The organism is Pseudonocardia sp. P-1, assembly GCF_058111925.1.
Window position 1 is genome coordinate 3,370,851 of record NZ_CM176614.1, and the last position, 18,360, is coordinate 3,389,210.

The 18,360-nt window shown below is 72.4% G+C and carries 23 protein-coding genes and 1 tRNA gene; 17 read left to right on the top strand and 7 right to left on the bottom strand.

What is annotated here, in order from left to right:
* Both AC0GKK_RS16535 and sp36 read right to left on the bottom strand, forming a co-directional pair.
* The gene (locus AC0GKK_RS16535; protein ID WP_346102052.1) at window positions 1-459 is read right to left on the bottom strand and encodes a RidA family protein; all 459 of its coding nucleotides are present in this window, start codon (window positions 457-459) and stop codon (window positions 1-3) included.
* Window positions 456-626 (bottom strand): Sp36 family protein, encoded by a 171-nt coding sequence (sp36, locus tag AC0GKK_RS16540; RefSeq protein ID WP_139282840.1) that lies wholly within the window; start codon window positions 624-626, stop codon window positions 456-458. Before sp36 ends, AC0GKK_RS16535 begins: the two co-directional genes overlap by 4 nt.
* 165 nt (window positions 627-791) lie before the next feature.
* Here sp36 and bagA point away from each other — a divergent pair, with 165 nt between their 5' ends.
* Complete coding sequence (gene bagA, locus AC0GKK_RS16545; RefSeq protein WP_208826818.1) at window positions 792-1,844, top strand: ATPase BagA; 1,053 nt, start codon at window positions 792-794, stop codon at window positions 1,842-1,844.
* Window positions 1,841-2,980: an ATPase BagB gene (gene bagB / locus AC0GKK_RS16550; protein WP_489882031.1), complete on the top strand. Its 1,140-nt coding sequence runs from the start codon at window positions 1,841-1,843 to the stop codon at window positions 2,978-2,980. Before bagA ends, bagB begins: the two co-directional genes overlap by 4 nt.
* 3 nt (window positions 2,981-2,983) lie before the next feature.
* Here the strand turns inward: bagB and AC0GKK_RS16555 are convergent, their stop codons facing one another.
* On the bottom strand, window positions 2,984-3,247 hold the full coding sequence (locus AC0GKK_RS16555; protein ID WP_062403926.1) for a hypothetical protein: 264 nt from the start codon (window positions 3,245-3,247) through the stop codon (window positions 2,984-2,986).
* 90 nt (window positions 3,248-3,337) lie between these two features.
* Here AC0GKK_RS16555 and AC0GKK_RS16560 point away from each other — a divergent pair, with 90 nt between their 5' ends.
* Window positions 3,338-3,781, top strand: coding sequence for a MarR family winged helix-turn-helix transcriptional regulator (locus AC0GKK_RS16560; RefSeq protein ID WP_489882032.1), 444 nt, complete (start codon window positions 3,338-3,340; stop codon window positions 3,779-3,781).
* A gap of 2 nt (window positions 3,782-3,783) precedes the next feature.
* Here the strand turns inward: AC0GKK_RS16560 and AC0GKK_RS16565 are convergent, their stop codons facing one another.
* On the bottom strand, window positions 3,784-4,461 hold the full coding sequence (locus AC0GKK_RS16565; protein ID WP_489882033.1) for a class I SAM-dependent methyltransferase: 678 nt from the start codon (window positions 4,459-4,461) through the stop codon (window positions 3,784-3,786).
* Between the two features lie 18 nt (window positions 4,462-4,479).
* Window positions 4,480-4,842 (bottom strand): WhiB family transcriptional regulator, encoded by a 363-nt coding sequence (locus AC0GKK_RS16570; RefSeq protein WP_083658695.1) that lies wholly within the window; start codon window positions 4,840-4,842, stop codon window positions 4,480-4,482.
* Between the two features lie 154 nt (window positions 4,843-4,996).
* On the opposite strand from AC0GKK_RS16570, the gene AC0GKK_RS16575 reads away from it, so the two are divergent.
* From AC0GKK_RS16575 to AC0GKK_RS16600, 6 genes are all read left to right on the top strand, one after another.
* Window positions 4,997-7,390 (top strand): penicillin-binding protein, encoded by a 2,394-nt coding sequence (locus tag AC0GKK_RS16575; RefSeq protein WP_489882034.1) that lies wholly within the window; start codon window positions 4,997-4,999, stop codon window positions 7,388-7,390.
* 601 nt (window positions 7,391-7,991) lie between these two features.
* Window positions 7,992-8,210, top strand: coding sequence for a hypothetical protein (locus tag AC0GKK_RS16580; protein WP_489882035.1), 219 nt, complete (start codon window positions 7,992-7,994; stop codon window positions 8,208-8,210).
* 127 nt (window positions 8,211-8,337) lie between these two features.
* Window positions 8,338-9,612: an MFS transporter gene (locus AC0GKK_RS16585; protein WP_489884028.1), complete on the top strand. Its 1,275-nt coding sequence runs from the start codon at window positions 8,338-8,340 to the stop codon at window positions 9,610-9,612.
* On the top strand, window positions 9,609-10,760 hold the full coding sequence (locus AC0GKK_RS16590; RefSeq protein ID WP_489882036.1) for a DNA polymerase III subunit delta': 1,152 nt from the start codon (window positions 9,609-9,611) through the stop codon (window positions 10,758-10,760). Before AC0GKK_RS16585 ends, AC0GKK_RS16590 begins: the two co-directional genes overlap by 4 nt.
* Window positions 10,753-11,259 carry a 2'-5' RNA ligase family protein gene (locus AC0GKK_RS16595; RefSeq protein WP_405421016.1) on the top strand — a complete coding sequence of 169 codons (507 nt, stop codon included), beginning with the start codon at window positions 10,753-10,755 and terminating at the stop codon, window positions 11,257-11,259. Before AC0GKK_RS16590 ends, AC0GKK_RS16595 begins: the two co-directional genes overlap by 8 nt.
* Window positions 11,260-11,315: 56 nt before the next feature.
* Window positions 11,316-11,392 (top strand) — tRNA-Thr (locus AC0GKK_RS16600).
* 13 nt (window positions 11,393-11,405) lie between these two features.
* Here AC0GKK_RS16600 and AC0GKK_RS16605 read toward each other — a convergent pair.
* On the bottom strand, window positions 11,406-12,542 hold the full coding sequence (locus tag AC0GKK_RS16605) for a tyrosine-type recombinase/integrase (RefSeq protein WP_489882037.1): 1,137 nt from the start codon (window positions 12,540-12,542) through the stop codon (window positions 11,406-11,408).
* Window positions 12,535-12,984 (bottom strand): hypothetical protein, encoded by a 450-nt coding sequence (locus AC0GKK_RS16610; RefSeq protein WP_489882038.1) that lies wholly within the window; start codon window positions 12,982-12,984, stop codon window positions 12,535-12,537. The genes AC0GKK_RS16605 and AC0GKK_RS16610 overlap by 8 nt, the downstream gene beginning before the upstream one ends.
* Before the next feature lie 172 nt (window positions 12,985-13,156).
* Between AC0GKK_RS16610 and AC0GKK_RS16615 the strand changes: the two genes are divergently transcribed.
* The 8 genes from AC0GKK_RS16615 to AC0GKK_RS16650 all read left to right on the top strand — a co-directional run bounded on the left by AC0GKK_RS16615 (window position 13,157) and on the right by AC0GKK_RS16650 (window position 18,353).
* Window positions 13,157-13,354 carry a helix-turn-helix transcriptional regulator gene (locus AC0GKK_RS16615; protein ID WP_489882039.1) on the top strand — a complete coding sequence of 66 codons (198 nt, stop codon included), beginning with the start codon at window positions 13,157-13,159 and terminating at the stop codon, window positions 13,352-13,354.
* On the top strand, window positions 13,354-13,701 hold the full coding sequence (locus tag AC0GKK_RS16620) for a hypothetical protein (protein WP_489882040.1): 348 nt from the start codon (window positions 13,354-13,356) through the stop codon (window positions 13,699-13,701). The genes AC0GKK_RS16615 and AC0GKK_RS16620 overlap by 1 nt, the downstream gene beginning before the upstream one ends.
* Window positions 13,698-14,492, top strand: a complete 795-nt coding sequence (locus tag AC0GKK_RS16625; protein WP_489882041.1) for a bifunctional DNA primase/polymerase — start codon at window positions 13,698-13,700, stop codon at window positions 14,490-14,492. The genes AC0GKK_RS16620 and AC0GKK_RS16625 overlap by 4 nt, the downstream gene beginning before the upstream one ends.
* Window positions 14,489-15,721, top strand: a complete 1,233-nt coding sequence (locus AC0GKK_RS16630; RefSeq protein WP_489882042.1) for an AAA family ATPase — start codon at window positions 14,489-14,491, stop codon at window positions 15,719-15,721. The genes AC0GKK_RS16625 and AC0GKK_RS16630 overlap by 4 nt, the downstream gene beginning before the upstream one ends.
* A gap of 355 nt (window positions 15,722-16,076) precedes the next feature.
* Window positions 16,077-16,361, top strand: coding sequence for a WhiB family transcriptional regulator (locus AC0GKK_RS16635; protein ID WP_489882043.1), 285 nt, complete (start codon window positions 16,077-16,079; stop codon window positions 16,359-16,361).
* Window positions 16,354-16,635: a hypothetical protein gene (locus AC0GKK_RS16640; protein WP_489882044.1), complete on the top strand. Its 282-nt coding sequence runs from the start codon at window positions 16,354-16,356 to the stop codon at window positions 16,633-16,635. The genes AC0GKK_RS16635 and AC0GKK_RS16640 overlap by 8 nt, the downstream gene beginning before the upstream one ends.
* Window positions 16,636-16,733: 98 nt before the next feature.
* A complete protein-coding gene (locus AC0GKK_RS16645; protein WP_489882045.1) occupies window positions 16,734-17,468 on the top strand; it encodes a hypothetical protein in 735 nt (244 codons plus the stop codon).
* A 660-nt stretch (window positions 17,469-18,128) separates the two neighbouring features.
* A complete protein-coding gene (locus AC0GKK_RS16650; protein WP_253067960.1) occupies window positions 18,129-18,353 on the top strand; it encodes a hypothetical protein in 225 nt (74 codons plus the stop codon).
* The last annotated feature ends 7 nt before the right edge of the window (window positions 18,354-18,360 follow it).

Genomic DNA, 18,360 nt, shown 5'->3' on the forward strand with positions numbered 1-18,360 from the left:
TCAGCTGCCGACCTCGACCGTCAGCTCCACCTCGACCGGCACGTCCAGCGGCAGCACCGCGACGCCGACGGCCGACCGGGCGTGCGCCCCTGCCTCGCCGAACACCTCGCCGAGCAGGTCCGACGCGCCGTTGACCACGCCGGGCTGGCCGGAGAACGACGGGTCCGACGCGACGAACCCGACGACCTTCACGACGCCGGTGACGCTGTCGAGGCCGACCAGCCCGTCGATCGCGGCGAGCGCGTTCAGCGTGCAGATCCGGGCCAGGTCGTACGCCTGCTCGGCGGTGACCGTGGCCCCGACCTTGCCGGTCGCGGCGACCTTCCCGTCCACGAACGGGACCTGCCCGGCCGTGAACACGAGGTTCCCGCTGCGCCGGGCCGGGATGTAGGCGCCGGCCGGTGCGGCCACCGCGGGCAGGGTCAGCCCCAGCTCCTTCAGCCGGGCGAGTGCGCTCACTGCTGCACCGGCCGCTTGAAGAACGCCACCAGCTGCTCGGCGTTCGCGCCGCTCGTCACCGTGACCAGTTCCCAGCCGTCCTGGCCGAAGTTGTCCAGGATCGCCTTGGTGTTGTGGATCAGCAGGGGGGCGGTCAGGTATTCCCACTTCACGACCGGGGAGCTCATGGGCGGGACTGTAACCCGGGCACCCGACACCGAACCGCCGTGGCGCGACGGATGGCCGTCCCCCTGCGACGGACGCCCACCGCCGGAGCACGGGACGGGCCCCGTCCGTTGTGGGACGCACCTCGCCGACGGGCCGCTGTCGGTGGGCGCTCGTACGCTGGATCCGTGACCACGACCGTCCGGCCCGAGCCCGGAACCCGCCCCGACCCGTGGCCCGACGCGCTCTCCCGCGCGCGGTTCCACGTGGTGTCCGGCAAGGGGGGCACCGGCAAGACCACCGTGGCCGCCGCCCTCGCGCTGGCCCTCGCCGGCGGCGGGAAGCGGGTGCTGCTCGTCGAGGTGGAGGGCCGCCAGGGCATCGCCCAGGTCTTCGACACCGCCCCGCTTCCGTACGAGGAGCGCCGCATCGCGGTCGCGCCCGGCGGGGGCGAGGTGCGGGCGCTGGCCGTCGACGCCGAGGCCGCCCTGCTGGAGTACTTCGAGATGTTCTACCGGCTGGGCGTGGCCGGGCGGACGCTGCGCCGGATGGGCGCGATCGAGTTCGCGACGACGCTCGCCCCCGGCCTGCGCGACGTGCTGCTCACCGGCAAGGCCAAGGAGTGCGTCACCCGCACGGAGTCCGACGGTCTCCCCGCCTACGACGCGGTGGTCCTCGACGCTCCGCCCACCGGCCGTCTCGTGTCGTTCCTCGACGTCACCAGGGCGATGGCCGACCTGGCCAAGGTCGGGCCCATCCACGGGCAGGCCAAGGGCGTCGAGGCGCTCATCCACTCCCCGCTCACCGCGGTGCACCTGGTCACGCTGCTGTCGGACCTGCCGGTCACCGAGACGCTCGACGCGGCCGCCGAGCTCGACGCCGCCGGGATCCCGCTGGGCTCGGTCGTGGTGAACCGGATGCGCGAGCAGTGGCTGCCCGACCGCTCGGTCACCGCCGCCGCGGGCGGGCGGGTCGACGCGACCCGGATCCGCAACGGCCTGCAGAGCGCCGGGATCGAGCTGGCCCCCACCGAGATCGACGGGCTGGTCGCCGAGACCGTGGAACACGCCGTCGCCGTCGAGGGGGAGACCGCCGCGCTGCGCCGCCTGGAGACCGAGCCGACCCCGCCGCTGCCGCGGCTCACGCTGCCCGCGCTGCTCGGCGGGGTGGACCTCGGCTCGCTGTACGAGCTGGCCGAGTCGATGACCGCGCAGGGTGTGCACCTGGAGGCCCGCCGATGACCGCCCCGCTGGACGTGGACGCCCTGATCGACGACCCGGGCACCCGGGTGATCGTGTGCTGCGGCTCGGGCGGCGTCGGCAAGACGACCACCTCCGCCGCGCTCGCGGTGCGCGCCGCCGAGCGCGGTCGTCAGGTCGTCGTACTCACCATCGACCCGGCGCGCCGGCTGGCGCAGGCCCTCGGGGTGGACGAGCTGTCCAACGACCCCGCCCCGGTGAAGGCCGTCGACGGCGAACTCGCCGCGATGATGCTGGACATGCGCCGCACCTTCGACGAGATGGTGGAGTCGCACGCCCCGCCCGAGCGGGCGCAGAAGATCATCGAGACCCCCTTCTACCAGACGATCTCCTCCTCGTTCTCCGGGACGCAGGAGTACATGGCTATGGAGAAGCTGGGCCAGCTGGCCGGTGCCGGGACGTGGGACCTCGTCGTCGTCGACACGCCGCCGTCGCGCTCGGCGCTGGACTTCCTCGACGCCCCGCAGCGCATGTCCCGCTTCCTCGACGGCCGCATGATCCGGCTGCTCGCCGCGCCCGCCCGGGCCGGTGGCCGCGGGCTGCGCCGGATCGTCGAGGCCGGGTTCGGGCTGTTCGCCAAGGCCGTCGGGTCGATCATCGGCGGGCAGATGCTGCAGGACGCGTCGGCGTTCGTGCAGGCCTTCGACACCCTGTTCGGCGGGTTCGCCGAGCGGGCCGAGAAGACCTACGCGCTGCTGCGCTCGGAGGGGACGGCGTTCCTCGTCGTCGCCGCGCCGGAGCCGGACGCGCTGCGCGAGGCGGCGTACTTCACCGAGCGGCTGTCGTCGGAGCACATGCCCCTGGCCGGGCTCGTGCTGAACCGGACCCATCCGGTGCTCGCGCCGGTCTCCGCGGCGCGTGCGCGGGCCGCGGCCGAGCAGGTCGGCGGACCGGGATCGCAGATCGCGGCCGCGGTGCTGCGGCTGCACGCCGACCGCGTCGACCTGCACGAACGGGAGGAGCACCTGCTCACCCGGTTCTCCGCCGCGCACCCCGGCGTGTCGGTGACGCGGGTCCCCGCGCTGGCCGGCGACATCGCCGACCTCGACGGGCTGCGCCGGGTCGGCGCGCTGCTGGCCGGCGAGACCGGGACCGGCGCCGCGGCGACGGCGGGCTGAGGCTCAGGACACGCCGAGCGCCGCCCGCAGGCGGGCCGAGCGGGGCGCGAACACCTCCAGCACCCCGACCGCGCGCAGGCCGGGGAGCAGGTCCCGCAGGTGCGAGGCCAGACCGGCCTCGGCCGGGTCCCCCGCGGGCAGCGCCTCCAGGGACCGCGCCGTCGCGACGAACGCGGCGACCGTCCCCTTGCGCACCTGCTCCCCACCCAGCTCCGCGTACTCGGTCCCGTCCGGCAGGACGTCCTCGGGATCTACTGCTCCGTCCATGACCGCTCCCCCCATCAGCGTGCACTGTGCACGTATTCGGACGGTACGCCCGACCGTAGGGAGCGTGCAAGATGCACGTATCGTGAGGGGGTGACCCCCGAACGCCGCTGCGCGGAGGCCCTCGGCCGGCTGTTGCTGCGCGACCCCCGCACCGGGCTGCACACGGCGCTGACCAGCGACATCGACGGTCTCGACGCGACGACCTACCCGGTGCTGTCCGGTCTGGCCCGGCTCGGCGACGGGGTCAGCACCACCGAGCTGGCCGCGGCCGTCGGGCTGGAGCGCAGCGTCACCAGCCGGCACGTCAGTGCTCTGGAGGCGCACGGCCTGCTGCGCCGTCACCCGCACGCGGCCGACCGCCGCGCCGTCGCCGTCGCCCTCACCGACCGAGGTCGGGCCGCGGTCGAGCGTGCCCGCGGACGGCTCGACGCACGCCTGGCCGACCTCCTGTCGGCGCTGGACCGTTCGGAGGCCGACCGGTTCGCCACCGTCCTCGACGGTCTCGTCGAGGGCCTGCGCGATCCCGGGCGCTGATCTCAGGGCATCGAGAAGAAGATCATGGGGTTGCGTGAGGTCCCGCGGACGCCGGTGATCCCCAGCTCGGCCCGGACGGCGTCGAGCGCGCGCAGGTTCCGCGGCGCCGCCGCGCGCGAGGAGGTGAACCAGCCGGTGCCGCTGCGTTCCAGGTGCCGCAGCACCTCGCACCCCTCGGTGAACGGGCGCGCCCGGGGCAGGTGGAACACGTCGTGCACGCTGGTCGGGGTGCCGGTCGCGATCCGCCCGAACAGGTGCTCCAGGTACCAGCGGGCGAAGCGGCGTCCGTGGTCGGCGTCGACGAACAGGTAGCCCGTGTCGGCCGGGACCTTGTCGACGGTCTCGCGCAGGTCCCCGCGGTGGAACGTCCAGCGCCCGGTCGACAGCTCTTCGGGCACGGTGCCGCACACGTGGTCGACCAGGTCGAACGACTGCAGGTGACCGGACCCGTTGTCGCGCAGCGCGGACAGGATCCAGGTGGTGGACCAGCCGTAGTAGGTGCCGACCTCCACCACCTGCGACGGCCGGTGATGGCGCAGCAGGAGGTAGGTCAGCTCGGCCTCGACGTCGTCGAGCTGCGGGGTGATCGTGCCGTCGGCGAGGAGCTCCCGCTGCCGGTCGATCACCGTGGCGAGGTCGTCGGCGTGCGTCCGGTAGAGGCCGGCCAGGAACTCGAGCACGCGCCTGACGCTATCGGGTCAGGCGCTCCTGCTGCGTCCGGCGTAGTGGTCGGAGCGCGCGCGCCCGAGCAGCGCGGCCCAGTCGCGCACGTCCGGGCGCCGGCGCAGGAGCGCGCGGCGCTCCCGCTCGGTCATCCCGCCCCACACGCCGAACTCGACCCGGTGGTCCAGGGCGTGGGCCAGGCACTCGGTGCGGACCGGGCAGGACAGGCAGAACTCGCGGGCCTCGCGCTGGTCGGCACCGGTGACGAACAGGTTCTCGGCGTCGGAGGTGCGGCAGCGTGCGGCCGAACGCCAGTTCCAGACCGCGGTGCAGGCGCGGACGACGACGGCGGGGCGCAGGCGGGGCCTGCCGGTGACGGGACGCAGGGTGTCGAGCATCGGGTCGCCTCTCGGGCCGGGGCGGGCCCGGTGGCCCGCGACGTGATGCCTCGATCCTGGGACGCGGAGGGTGCCCGGGTCAGCGCGCAAAACTACGCAACCGGGGACACGAGCCTGACCGTGTCCTGACCTCGCGGCCCGTAGGCTTGTCCCTGTGAGGTTCCCCCGGCGTCTGCTCCGCCCGCTCGGCGTCCTCGCCGGCCTGTGCGTCCTGCTCGGTGTGGTCACGGCGGGCATGGCCTTCCCGCTGGTCGGCGGCCTCGGCGTGCTGTCCAACGAGGCGGGTGACAGCGTCACGTCGAGCTCGGCGGACCTGGTCGGCACCCGCCCGCCGCTGACGACGACGCTCACCGACTCCGACGGCCGCCCGATCGCCTACCTGTTCGACCAGAACCGCACCGAGGTCACGAACGACCAGATCTCGACCGCGATGAAGGGCGCGATGCTGGCGATCGAGGACCGCCGGTTCTACGAGCACGACGGCGTCGACTGGCAGGGCACGTTGCGCGCGGTCGTCGCGAACTCGGCGTCCGGCGACGTCGTACAGGGTGCCTCGACGATCACCCAGCAGTACGTCAAGAACTACATGCTCTACGTCGACGCGACGAGCGAGGCCGAGCGGCTCAAGGCCACCGAGCAGACCCCGGCCCGCAAGCTCAAGGAGGCGCGGATCGCCCTGCAGCTGGAGCGCCAGCTGTCGAAGGACGAGATCCTCAACCGTTACCTCAACATCGTCTTCCTGGGCAACGGGTCCTACGGCGTCGCCGCGGGGGCGCGCACCTACTTCAACACCACGCCGGACAAGCTGACCGTCCCGCAGGCCGCGATGCTGGCCGGGATGGTCCGCTCGACCACCCAGTTCGACCCGGTGCAGAACCCGCAGACCGCGCTGCAGCGGCGCAACGTCGTCATCGACCAGATGCGCCAGCAGCAGATGATCGACGACGCCCAGGCGAAGCAGGCCATGGCCGCTCCGCTCGGCGTCGCGAACCCGCTGGTCCGCGTGCCGAACGGGTGTATCGGCGCCGGCGACATGGGCTTCTTCTGCAAGTACGTGACGCAGTACCTCACCGAGGCCGGCTTCACCGAGGAGCAGATCCAGCGCGGCGGCTACACCATCCGCACCACCCTGGACCGCCGCGCGATGACCGAGGTCAAGCGCTCCCTCGACAAGGAGGTGCCGCCGGACACCCCCAACGTCGCGAACGTGATGTCGCTGGTCCAGCCCGGCCAGGACAAGCACCGTGTGCTCGCGATGGGGTCGAGCCGCACGTTCGGACTGAACGCCGACGCCGAGGAGACCAGTTACGGCCTGCCGTACCAGCCGGTCAACCTCGGTGCCGGGTCCACGTACAAGATCTTCACCGCGGCCACCGCGCTGGAGAAGGGCCTCGGCATCAACTACTCGATGCAGGTGCCGCCCTCGGGCTACGCCTCCCCGATCTACGTCGACGGCAGCGGGCGCCCCGTCCCGGTCGCGAACGCCGGCAACTACCCCGGCCGGATGAGCCTGACCGACGCGCTCGCGCAGTCGCCGAACACCGCGTTCATCAAGCTCGAGGAGTTCACCGGGGTGCCGGACGTGGTCGACATGGCCGTCCGCCTCGGCATGAAGTCCCTGGCCACGACGCCGTTCGTCGACCCGGGCACCGGCAAGCGCACCGACCGCTCGATCGCCGAGGTGATCAAGGACCAGCGGCTCGCGTCGTTCACGCTCGGCGTCACCCCGACCTCGGTGCTGGAGCTGGCCAACGTCGGCGCCACCCTGTTCTCCCAGGGCAAGTGGTGCCCGCCGACGCCGATCGACTCGATCACCGATGCCGAGGGCAAGCCCGTCCCGATCACCGAGGAGCCCTGCCAGCAGGCCGTCGAGCCCGCCCTGGCGAACACCCTCGTCACCGGCCTGAGCAAGGACGACATCGCCGGCACCTCCGCCGCCGCCGCGAAGGCCGCCGGCTGGACCCGGCCGATGGCGGGCAAGACCGGGACGACCCAGCAGCACAAGTCGGCCGCGTTCATGGGCGCGATCCCGGAGATGGCCGGAGCGGTCATCACCTTCGACAACTCCAACCGCCCGCGACCCCTCTGCGACGGCGGCGGCGCCCCCTTCGCCTGCGGGAACGGCAACATCTTCGGCGGCAAGACCCCGGCCCGGACGTGGTACGGCGCGGTGACCCCGCTGGTGGCGAACACCCCGCCGACGCCGCTGCCCGCGACCGACCCCCGCTACCTCGACGGCGGCGCCGAGTCCCGCATCCCGGACGTCGTCGGCCGGTCGGCCGGCGCCGCCCGCGGTGAGTTGGAGGGCGCCGGATGGCAGGTCACCACCCGCACCGTCGACAACAACGCTCCGGAGGGGACGGTCGTCGGGCAGGAGCCCCGCGGCGCCGCGCTCCCGGGTGAGCAGGTGACCCTGCAGGTGAGCAGTGGGTCGGTGCCGGCCCCGCCGCCGCCCCCGGGCACCCCGACGCCCGGCCCGGCCCCGGGGCAGGACGGCGGCCCGCCGGCGGACCGTCCCGACGGGAACCGGCCGCCCGACGGCGGGTGACGCTCCGTCCGGCCGGGTCACCCGGCCGGGCGGCACCGCGCGCCATACCCCGTCGGAACGAGGCATCACCGCTGGTCGCGGCCTAGCATGCCGTCATGGCCGTGCGGTGGAGGAGCAGGCGTCCCGCGCCGGCGCCCGCCGACGACGGGCGCTGGGGCGTGGCGCGGCTGGTCGCCGAGCGCGAGGCGGACCGGCTCGCCCGGGAGCGGGGTGACGGCCCCGCGGGTTCCGCCGTGTCACGACCCGCGTCCGACGGGATCCGGCCCGCGTCCGGTGTGGAGCGGGGGCCCGGCGCTCCGGCTGCCCGACCGGCCGCTGTGGACGGCACCGCCGTTCCCGAGCGGGTCGCCCCCGCGGAGGCCCCGACCCCGACCAGTCGGCGGAGGAGGAGCGGCCCGCCGCGCGCGAGCCCGACATCGACGGCCCCACCCAGCGGACCCTGACCGCGGTCCGGCGCCGCAGGCCCGGCCCCGCCGCCGTCCCCACCCCGGACGACGACGCCGGCGACCCTGTCCCCGGCCCCCGCCGCCCGGTGACGCCCACCCCGTCGTCGCCGGTCGCGCCCGCGCCCCGACGGTCCCCGACCGGCCCGGTGCCCCGGTTGCCCGCCCCACGTCGTCCCCGCGCGGACGGCGACGAGCCCGTCGGCACGGTCTACCGGCCGCCCGCGGTGTCCGCCCGGCCCCCGGTCGACCTCGACAACGGCCTGCTCGGCTTCTCCCGGCTGACCCGCGGCCGGGTCGGGGCCCGGGTGTTCACGATCGTCTTCGTCCTGATCTACCTGGTGATCCTCGTCCAGACGCTGTCCACCATCGTCTGAGGCAGCGCGTCCGCTGTCGGTGGCCCGGTCTAGCCTGAAGATCCGCACGCCGTGCCGGGTGAGGAGGAGGTGAGCCGCGATCACGACCCCGTCGTCGACGTCGCACCGCCTGACGTCGGTCCTCGCGATCCCCGCCTTCCGCAGGCTCTGGTCGGTCACCGCGGTCACCGCGACCGGCGAGTGGCTGGCGCTGCTGGCGCTCACGTCGCTGGCCACCCACCTCACCGCGGGCGCCGGGTTCACCGCGCAGAGCTTCGCGCTCGGGGGCGTCGTCGCGACCAAGCTCGTGCCGTCGCTGCTGTTCGGGCCGCTCGCCGGGGTGCTCGCCGACCGCTTCGACCGGCGCAAGGTCATGGTGACCTGCGACCTCACGAAGTTCGTGCTGCTGCTGTCGATCCCGTTCGTCGGGCAGCTGTGGTGGCTGCTGGTCGTGACCCTGCTCCTCGAGCTGTGCACCATGTTCTGGATCCCGGCGAAGGACGCGGCGGTCCCGAACCTGCTGCGCAGCCCGGCCCAGATGGAGAGCGCGGCGCAGCTGAGCCTGCTGGTGACCTACGGCGTCGCCGTCGTCGGGGGTGCGGGGCTCTTCGCGCTGGTCAGCAAGGTCGGTCCGCTGTTCGGCGCGGACCAGGCGACCACCGTGTACGCGGCGCTGTGCGTCAACGCGTTCGCCTTCCTGGCCTCGGCGCTGGTCGTGTATCTCGCGATCCCGGAGATCTCCGGCCGGGCCCCCGAGGCCGAGCGGCGGCACGCCCCGCCGTCGATGCAGTTCCTGCTGCGCGACGGCTACACCTTCGTCGTCCGCACCCCGCTCGTGCGCGGGCTGGTCGTCGGGATCGTCGGCGCGTTCACCGCGGGCGGCGCCGTGATCGCGACGGCCAAGCTCTACGCGTCGAGCCTCGGCGGCGGGGACGCGGCGTACTCGATCCTGTTCGCGTCGGTGTTCGCCGGTCTCGCGGCGGGCATGGCCGCCGGTCCGGTGCTGGCCCGGCAGGTGCCGCACCGGCGCCTGTTCGGCAGCGCGATCATCGGGGCCGGGGTGTCGCTCGTCGTCGTGGCGGTGGCGGTGCACCTGTTCATGGCGATCGCCGCGGTGCTCTTCGTCGGCGCATTCGCCGGGGTCGCGTTCCTGACCGGGCTCACGATCATCGGCACCGAGGTCGCCGACGGGATCCGCGGCCGGGTCAACGCGTTCGTCCAGTCCCTGGTGCGGCTGGTGCTGCTGGGGGCGATGTCGGTGGTGCCGATCGTCGTCGGCGTCGTGGCGACGCGGACGGTGACCGTGGGCGACACCGCGCTGCTGGTCGACGGCACGCGGTTCGTCCTCGCAGGCGGGGGCGTCCTGGCGGCGGTGGTCGGCGTCGTCGCGCGCCGGCAGATGACGCAGGAGGGGTCGTCGTGAGCGTGTGGGACGACGTGGTGGGCCAGCCCGCCGCCGTCGCCGAGCTGGACGGGGCGGCGTCGGACCCGACGGCGATGACCCACGCCTGGCTGTTCACCGGCCCGCCCGGATCCGGCCGGTCGAACGCCGCACGCGCCTTCGCGGCCGCCCTGCAGTGCCGCTACCACGGCTGCGGCGAGTGCGCGGCCTGCCGGACCGTCATGGCGGGCACCCACTCCGACGTCCGCGAGATCGTCCCGGAGGGACTGTCCATCTCGGTCGCCGAGATGCGCTCGCTCGTCCAGCTCGCCGCCCGGAGGCCCGCCACCGGGACCTGGCAGATCGTGATCATCGCCGACGCCGACCGGCTCACCGAGGGCGCGTCGAACGCGCTGCTCAAGGCGGTCGAGGAGCCGGCGCCGGAGACGGTGTTCCTGCTGTGCGCGCCGTCGGACCACCCCGACGACGTGCCCGTCACGATCCGGTCGCGCTGCCGGATGGTGCACCTGCGCAGCCCGGCGCCCGACGCCGTCGCCGGGGTGCTGCGCGACCGCGACGGGATCGACCCCGACCAGGCGCAGTGGGCCGCGTCGGTGTGCGGCGGCCACGTCGGCCGCGCACGGCGCCTCGCCCGCGACCCGCAGGCCCGTGCCCGGCGCGAGGAGATCCTCGGCGTGCCGACGAAGCTCCGCCGCCTCGGCGACGCGTTCTTCCACGCCGACGTGCTGATCCGCGCGGCCGAGGCCGAGGCCGACGAGCTGCGGTCCTCCCGCGACGAGTCCGAGCGCGAGGAGCTGGCCGTCGCGATGGGCGCCGGCGGCACGGGCAAGGGTGCCGCGTCGGCGGCCCGCTCCGCGAAGGCGGCCGAGCGGGACCTGGAGAAGCGCCAGAAGAGCCGCGCCACCCGGACCCAGCGGGACGCGCTCGACCGCGCCCTGGTCGACCTCGCCGGCTTCTACCGGGACGCGATCGTCGCCGCGACCGGCGCGACGGTGCCGCTGACCAACCCGGACCGCGACCGCGAGATCCGGGTGGCCGCCGCCGAGTGGGGCCCGGAGTCGAGCCTGCGTCGCCTGGAGGCGGTGCTCGCCTGCCGCGACGCGCTGGAGCAGAACGTGAAGCCGCGGATCGCTGTCGAGGCCATGATGACGGCCCTGCACCGTGGATGACCGGCCGCTGATCCTCACGGCCCTGCTCGACGACGCCACGCAGGCCCGGTTCGACGATCTGCGCGAACGGCACTTCCCGGCCGGGCGCAACCACCTCGCCGCGCACCTGACCCTGTTCCACGCCCTGCCCGGCGACGCCGCCGCCGAGCTCGCCACCGACCTGACCGCCGCGACCGACCGGGCCCCGATGACCGCCCTCGTCACCGGCCTGCGGCTCCTCGGCCGCGGGGTCGCGTTCACCCTCGACTGCCCCGAGCTGACCGCGCTGCGCCGCGGCGTCGCCGAGCGGTGGCGGCCGCGCCTCACCCGGCAGGACGCGGGGAAGGCCGACCTGCACGTGACCGTCCAGAACAAGGTCACCCCGGCCGCGGCCCGGGCGCTGCACGATGACCTGGCCGCCGGGTTCGCCCCGTGGGACGCCGGCGTCCCCGGCCTCGCGCTCTGGCGCTACGACGGCGGGCCGTGGGAGCCGGGGCCGCGTTTCCCCTTCTCCGGATGACCGGTGGGGGCTTGTGAGGGGGCGGGAGCGCGGTGGCTATACTTGCCTCGCACCACGCCGCCTTAGCTCAGTCGGTTAGAGCGACGCACTCGTAATGCGTAGGTCTGGGGTTCGACTCCCCAAGGCGGCTCCACGAAAGCAGCAGGTCAGCCGACATGGCGAACCTCCTGCTCGTCCATCCGGGGGTCGATGACCGGGCGACTGGTCCGCACCTGGTCCGCATCAGATTTGATCTTGGCCTCGTGGAGGCGGTCCGCGACCGTATCCAGGTCGTCCGCGAATAAGTGGGCGTACACGCGCAGTGTCACCGCCGGTGAGCTGTGCCCCAGCATCGTCTGCACCACGATCACCGTCGCACCCGCAGCGATCGCCAGAGAAGCCGCTGTGTGCCGCAACCCGTGCGGCGACAGCCCTACGATCCCCGCCCGCTCGGCCGCGGCGTCGAAGACGCCCCTGCGGAAGTTCCCGTTCCGCAGGATCTCGCCCGCCGGCGACGTGAAAAGCAGTTCCTCAGGCGCCTTCCCAACCACGTGCTCGGCCAGGCCGTCGACAAGGAACCGCGGGATCGGCACATTCCGGACCTCGTGGGTCTTCGGTGTCCCGATCACCGCCTTGCCGCGCACCTCGGCCATCGCCCGCTGCACGCTGATCCGCCGGCGCAGCAGGTCGACGTCACCCGCCTGTAGCGCCGCAACCTCGCCCCAGCGCAAACCGGTGTAGCCGAGCAGCAGGATCAGCAACCTGTACGGGCCGCACTCGTCCGCGAGGGCCGCCACCTGGACGTGGTCGAGGAAGACCTTTTTCTTCCCGTGCGCCCGCGGTAGCGGAACACCCTCCGCGGGGTTCCGCGACAGACGTCCATCGAGCACCGCCGCCTTCAGCGCCAGCGATAGCACCCTGTGTGCGTATCGCACCGATGCCGGCGCCAGCCCCGACTCCCCGAGCCTCGCCACCCACGACGCCACATCAGTAGGGGCAACCCCTGCCAGCGGCACGGACCCCCAGGACGGCGTGATGTGCTTCGAGAACAATCCCTCGTAGCGGACCCGCGTCGTTGGCTTCAGCTGAACCTGGCTGTCGAGCCATGACCGGACCCAAACCCCGACCGTGACCCGCGACAGAGCCGGGTCGATCCACTCGCCGCGCGCCTTCGCGACCTCGATGCCTGCCAGCCAGCGCTCTGCATCGAGCTTCCGCTTGAAGTGCTTCGACCGTTCCCGGCGGTCCGGGCCGCGGTACCGAGCGCGCCAGGTGCCGTCCGGACGTCGCGCGATGCTACTCATCGGCACCGCCCGAGGGTTCCCCCGGCATCGCGCCTGGGAAGAGGCTGCGCGCCTTACGAATCCAGTTGTTTGCAGTCGCGCGAGGGAGACCCCACAGGCCCATGACGGCCTGGCGGGGGTTGCCCCAGGCGGCGTACTGGAACCCATAGACCGAGGCGACCAGGCGAAGTTCATCGGGCCCCGGTCGGCGACCTTCTCGACGTGTCCAGTGACGTGCCAGCTCCGGCTGGAGCTCGGACTCGGAGACCAGGTAGACGGCGCGGGCAAGCTCGATCGCGCTCAGGTCGCGTGGCGTGATCGAGCGGCCGTTCGTGCTCCTCACGGTCACCGCCTTCACCTCGACACGCTCACCTGAGAAATAGCAGGTCAGTCCGAGCCGAAACGGCTCGCTGCTGTGGTCTAGCTCGCTCTCAAAGACTGTTGGCAACGACCAGTCGAGCACTCCGACTGGCGCCCGACTGCCCGAGCGATCTCCGTGCCTGACGATCCACCGCTCGCCCCCAACGTCCGCCACAGCCAAACCGTAGCCGACTTGCCACACCCTCGTCCACCGGGGTACAACTGTGAATAGATACCCCTGTCCACGGAGGTATCACCAGTGAGGGGAGCCGAGAATGAGCCGAAAGATCCTCCGCCTGGAGGAAATCCACACCCGGACGGGCATCCCGATCGCGACGCTTCGCTGGTACCGGAAGGTCGGCCAGGGGCCACGCATGTACCTACTGGCCGGGCGGGTCGTATGCGACGAAGGCGACCTCGATACCTGGCTCGATCAGCAGCGGGAGGCCACGTCCACCGGGGGCGCGGCCTGATGGCCAGAAAGAAGATCGGCGGGGCTGGCGCCGCAATCGCCAACCCCGCCCGGAAGATCACCGCCGCCACCAAGCCGCAGGATCCGGACCAGACTAGCGCCCCGCAGCGGGTTCCCGTGGCCATCGACGATCGCCGCGACCACCCGCGCCTTCCGGTCGTGAATGCCATCGCCGTCCCGCCCCTTGGACGCCGTCGCATGTGGCTCCTGCTCGTCGACTCCTGCCCGTGGTGCCACCTGGCCCACGTCCACCGCGCCGCCGGCGCGTACGGGGGCCGGCGTGACGGCTGCTGCGGCAGGCCCTACTACGTGCGGGTCCTGCGCGCGCAAGGGCGGTCGGCCGCGTGACGACACTCCTTGACTGGGCTGAGAAGTACGCCGCAGCGGGTATCGCCGTCCTGCCCGTGCACTCGATACGTCCCGACGGACTCTGCACCTGCGGCAGCGCTAAGCCGCATTCGTCCGGAAAGCACCCAATCGTCGAGCACGGAGTCGACGACGCCACCACCGACCTCAATCTCATTCGGCGCTGGTTCACCGACTACCCGACCGCCAACATTGCGCTCCGGCCACCCGACGGCGTCGCGGTGCTCGACATCGACCCGCGCCACCGCGGCGCGACCGCGCTCCTGCAGCTGGCCCGCACCCACAACGACCGGTTGACCCCCACGTGGGCAGCTCGGACCGGCGGCGGAGGACTGCACGTCTGGTACCGCTACGCGGGCGCGACCAGGGGGAAGGTCTGCGATGGAGTCGACTTCAAGACATCGAAGGGCTACGTCCTCGTCGAGCCGTCCAACCACACCAGCGGTCGCCGCTACAAATGGATCACCGAACGGGCAGTCGCCCCGATGCCCGCGTGGTTGCGCCGGGTTCTCGCCCCGCCACCTCCGCGAACGCTCCCCGTCCGGACGACCGAGACCTGCAACTCCGCCGGGCTGATCCGCTCCGTCGCCGAGGCCCAAGAGGGCAACCGCAACGCCGCCTTGCATTGGGCCGCGTGCCGGGTTGCGGAGAACGGCGGCGACCACCGCGACATGGCCGAACTTGTCGCCGCCGCCATGTCAGCTGGGCTGAGCGAGGCAGAGGCGTCTCGGACGATCGCAAGCGCCCGCCGCTCTGTCGGAGGTGCAGCATGACCGAGATCCCCGAAGTCGTCGGGGAGACCACCGAGGAGGCCGCCGCGGCGCTGGCGCAAGCCCAGTCGGCCGCCGTCCTCGTCCCGCTCTCCGAAGTGCAGCCCGAGACCCTCACGTGGCTGTGGGAAGGCCGCCTGCCCGCCGGGAAGATCGTCACCATCGACGGCGACCCATCGGTCGGGAAGTCCACACTCGCCGTAGAGCTCGCGGCGCACGTCTCCACCGGCAAGGACTGGCCCGACGGGGCGAGCTGCACGGCCGGAGGCGTCCTGATCCTCTCCGCGGAGGACGGACTGGGCGACACCATCCGGCCACGCCTCGACGCAGCCGGCGGCGACCCAACGCGAGTGCACGCCCTCACCGCCATCCGCAGCGTCGATGCCGACGGAATCATGGTGGAGCGCCCCCCCACACTCGCCGACATCGACACCATTCGTGCCGCCATCACACAGGTGCGCGCCCGCCTGGTCGTGATCGACGTGATGATGGCGTTCCTCCCCGGAAAGGTCGACTCCCACAAGGATCAGGACATCCGTGCGGTACTGAGCAGGCTCACACGGGTCGGGGAGGAAACGGGCGCCACTTTCGTACTTCTGAGGCATCTGAACAAGGCGGGCGGCGGTTCGCCGATGTATCGCGGCGGCGGCTCCATCGGTGTCATCGGGGCAGCCCGAGCGGGCTACCTCATCGCCCGGGACCCGGACGACCCGGAGACACGAGTGATGGCCTGTGTGAAGTCCAACCTGGCCAAGGAGCCCAACAGCCTCACCTACCGGCTGAGCTCCACCGAGGGCAGCGACGTCGCCCACGTGACCTGGACAGGCGTGTCCGAGCACGACGCGGCGAATCTGCTCCGTCAGGACCACGACGACGCGGACGAGAAGACCGAGCTCGACGCTTTCCTCTGCAACCTGCTCGCGTCTGGCGCAACTCCCGCCCGGGACGTCACGCGCGCAGTCAAGGACGCCGGCTTCTCTTGGGACCAGGCGAAGCGGGCCAAGAAGCGCCTCGGGATCCGGTCGGAGAAGGCAGGCATGGACGGCGGCTGGGCCTGGTCGCTCCCCGAAGGGAGCGCCGAAGGGTGCGAAGAAGGCGGCTCCCAGAGTGCCACCCCCTTCGCACCCTTCGTGCTCCCTTCGGACGGCCCTCACTGCCTCAGCTGCGGCCGGGCAGTGCCAGAAGGAGCCGACGAATGCGCGCGCTGCTACTCGGGGGGACGTGTCGCATGACCCCCCGAGTAGCCGACGCCGCGGGGGCGCTGTGGCCACGCACGGACCGCCGCTGCCGCGCCTGCGGGATGCCGTCGGCGCTCGGCGACGTCCACCCGTCCTGCGCCGCGCTCCCCGCCGCGCAGTCCGGGCCCGACCGCGCCATCGCAACCGCCCGATCCCTGCTCGGCGGCGAAGTCCTCAACAGCCGCACCGGAACCTGGCTCGCCTCACAGGCCCCGGCCGTCAACCTCCGCGCCGTCGACGGCCGCGACCCCACCACCTGCGCCGACTGCGGCACCCCACTCAGCCCACGAGCAGTAGCAACCGGCGTCGTCCGACACCTCACCTGCTGGCAAAACTCCGGGACGCCCCGATGAGCGGCCGGATCAACAGCGGCCTCGACCGGCTCATCCGCGCCGCGACCGCCCTCCCACCCGTCGCCGGCGCCGCATGCACCGGCCGAGCAGAACTGTTCGACGACCACCGCCACGGCGAAACCGACCACGACCAGCAGACGCGACACAGCGCAGCCCTCGACCTCTGCGGCCGATGCGAGGCCATCACCGCCTGCCGCGCCGCCGTCGACCAGCTCCGGAACCCGTCCGGGGTCTGGGCCGGCGAGGTCCGCGGCCCCCGAAGGAGAACACCCAATGCCTGAGTACCGCATCGCGATCAGCCCCAAGGTCGCCGTCGCGTTGTCGTTCCTGATCCGCTGCGGCGCGATCAACGGCGACCACGACGCAGTCGCCCGCTACGCCCGCGCTGCCGCCGAGACAGGCGACGCAGCCGAGCTCCTCACCGGAGTCGCCCTGTTCCTGTGCAGCGTGCTCGTCGGAAGCAACAGCACCGACGACATCCGCAACCTCTGCGCCGACCTGGTCGACGCGACCGCACCGAACCAGCCCCCCACCGAACGGAGCCCCAATGTCTGACGAACCCGACGACCCGCGCGAGCTCGCCGCCCGCGTCCCCCGCAACGCCCTCGCCGCCCACACCGACCGGCTCAACCGGCACGACCAGGAGACCGACCATGACGACTGACACCCGTACCGTCGCCGACCTCGAGGCCGCACTGCTCGACGGCGAGAACATCACCGCCGACCAGCTGGCCGCGGCCCGCGCCCACGACGACCACCGCCAGCTCGTCGAAGCAGCCGCCCAGAAGACAGCCCAAGCCGCCGCCGAACAGCACCGGCATGCAGCCCTCGCCCAGCTCCGCGCCGACGTCGCCGCCACCGCCAACGCGACCGACGAGATCAAGGCAGCGGCGCAGCAGGCCATCGACGCCGTCGCCCGCTTCGCCACGCTGATCGGCCGGCACTCCGACGACGTCGCCGACCTCGTCCGCCGAGCCCGAGCGGCGGGCGCCCCCCAGCACGACCCCGGCCAGGCCCTCGACGACAACGGCATCGCATGGCGCCTCGCCCTCGGCGGGTGGACCGGCGCCGGGATCCGGCTCGCCCTCGACGACGACGGCGAGCGCCGAATCGCCCAGCCCGACCGCGACCACCTCATCGCCCGACTCCTCGGCGCCGCCGCCACCACCGTCCAGCTGTCCCGCCGCGTCGACATCCCCCGCGGATCCACCACCGACGAACTCACCGCGAAGATCGAGTCGCTCGACCACACCATCCGCCGGCCCGAACAGGCCGTCGTCATCCTGCAGTCCGGCAGCCGACGAGGACACCGCGCAACCGTCACCGTCGCAGAAGCCCAGCACATGATCGAACGCGGCACCGCACGCTGGCCCGACACCGCCAGCTAGCCCACCGACCGCTGTGCGCCCGGCGTCAAAGTCACCCGGTCCGGAGGAACCCTCTCGGGTCCGGCAGGGACCAACCCCGGGAGCCAAGCCCCCGCACCGCGCGCGACCTCCTGTGCGCGGGGGCTGCGCCCGGCGCACAGCACCACCCCTCGAACCTGGGGGACCTCAGCCCCCGAACGACCCCGGCGACACCGCCACCCCGGACACCCCCCCCGTCCGTCCCCCGGCGTCGACACTCCGAGACACGCGACAGCGGAACGACACCACCACACACAGCACAACGCTCCAGCCGCAGCTCAACTCGACAAACGCAACACAAACACATCGCATGTAATACTAATGAATCATCAAGCAACACATCGCGAAAAGCGCTTCATTGAAAGAGTCGTCGATTGAATCGAAACTGAAGCGCAGCGCGACGGCCCTGGAAATGACACACCCCCGGGGGATGCCCCCTACCTATAAGCGGCTCGACCGGTACGTCATAGCGTCTCCGGCTATGCGTGCCCCGTGAGCTGACTTCGACACGAGTGGAGTAAATAGATGACTACAGGTAGCGAGACGATCGAGTGCGCCTGCTGCGGAAGGAGTTTCGCTCCCCGGCGTCGGGTGGGTCGTCCGCCCCGGTACTGCGGTGAGGTCTGCCGGCGGACTTCGGAGATGGAGCTGCGGCGGGTGCAGAGCTTGCTCCGGCGGGCCTCGTCGAAGGCTCAGGACGCGGCGCTGGCTCTTGCTACAGGCGCGCGGTTCAGCGAGGTGACCGATCGGAAGGTGCTGGAGTTCTGGCAGGGGGAAATCGAGCGTCTTCGCGAGGAAATGCGGCAGCTCGTCGCGGTGGAGACGACGAATCCGCAAGCGACTCGGAGCTATCCGACTGCATCGTAATGCGGTA

Coding starts and splice junctions, on each gene's coding strand:
- sp36 (WP_139282840.1), bottom strand. CDS start 626: ATGAGCTCCCCGGTCGTGAAGTGGGAATACCTGACCGCCCCCCTGCTG.
- bagB (WP_489882031.1), top strand. CDS start 1,841: ATGACCGCCCCGCTGGACGTGGACGCCCTGATCGACGACCCGGGCACC.
- AC0GKK_RS16620 (WP_489882040.1), top strand. CDS start 13,354: ATGGCCAGAAAGAAGATCGGCGGGGCTGGCGCCGCAATCGCCAACCCC.
- AC0GKK_RS16555 (WP_062403926.1), bottom strand. CDS start 3,247: ATGGACGGAGCAGTAGATCCCGAGGACGTCCTGCCGGACGGGACCGAG.
- AC0GKK_RS16615 (WP_489882039.1), top strand. CDS start 13,157: ATGAGCCGAAAGATCCTCCGCCTGGAGGAAATCCACACCCGGACGGGC.
- AC0GKK_RS16640 (WP_489882044.1), top strand. CDS start 16,354: ATGCCTGAGTACCGCATCGCGATCAGCCCCAAGGTCGCCGTCGCGTTG.
- AC0GKK_RS16605 (WP_489882037.1), bottom strand. CDS start 12,542: ATGAGTAGCATCGCGCGACGTCCGGACGGCACCTGGCGCGCTCGGTAC.
- AC0GKK_RS16645 (WP_489882045.1), top strand. CDS start 16,734: ATGACGACTGACACCCGTACCGTCGCCGACCTCGAGGCCGCACTGCTC.
- AC0GKK_RS16635 (WP_489882043.1), top strand. CDS start 16,077: ATGAGCGGCCGGATCAACAGCGGCCTCGACCGGCTCATCCGCGCCGCG.
- AC0GKK_RS16570 (WP_083658695.1), bottom strand. CDS start 4,842: ATGCTCGACACCCTGCGTCCCGTCACCGGCAGGCCCCGCCTGCGCCCC.
- AC0GKK_RS16650 (WP_253067960.1), top strand. CDS start 18,129: ATGGAGCTGCGGCGGGTGCAGAGCTTGCTCCGGCGGGCCTCGTCGAAG.
- AC0GKK_RS16630 (WP_489882042.1), top strand. CDS start 14,489: ATGACCGAGATCCCCGAAGTCGTCGGGGAGACCACCGAGGAGGCCGCC.